Genomic DNA, 656 nt, shown 5'->3' with positions numbered 1-656 from the left:
TGTACCCAGAGCAGCAGTAAGAAGGATTTAAGAAATGCCAAAATATAGATCAGCTACCACCACACATGGTCGTAACATGGCGGGAGCTCGTGCGCTCTGGCGTGCAACCGGTGTAAAAGACGAAGATTTCGGTAAACCAATCATCGCCGTGGTGAACTCATTCACTCAGTTCGTACCAGGCCACGTACACCTTAAAGATTTGGGCCAACTTGTTGCTCAAGAGATTGAAGCGGCAGGCGGCATCGCAAAAGAATTCAATACCATCGCCGTCGATGATGGCATCGCAATGGGTCACGGCGGCATGCTTTATTCGCTGCCATCACGTGAATTGATTGCCGACTCAGTAGAATACATGGTTAATGCGCACTGTGCAGATGCGATGGTGTGTATCTCTAACTGTGACAAAATCACTCCAGGGATGCTGATGGCGTCAATGCGTCTCAACATTCCAGTTATCTTCGTATCTGGCGGCCCAATGGAAGCGGGCAAAACCAAGCTTTCAGACCAGATCATCAAGTTAGACCTTGTCGATGCCATGATCCAAGGCGCCGATCCTAAAGTGTCTGACGAACAAAGCGAACAGATCGAACGCAGTGCATGCCCAACGTGTGGATCGTGTTCAGGCATGTTCACTGCAAACTCAATGAACTGTCTGA

At 49.2% G+C, this 656-nt stretch carries 1 protein-coding gene; it reads left to right on the top strand.

All coding sequences use genetic code 11. The features are described 5' to 3' along the window. Positions 1-34: 34 nt before the first annotated feature. The coding region (locus tag R8O11_RS28420; protein WP_318195017.1) for a dihydroxy-acid dehydratase at positions 35-656 on the top strand (622 nt) is incomplete at its 3' end.

Source organism: Vibrio sp. 1288 (assembly GCF_033344475.1).
Note: the sequence above shows the minus strand (reverse complement) of the source record. Positions and strands in the feature narration are given on the sequence as shown.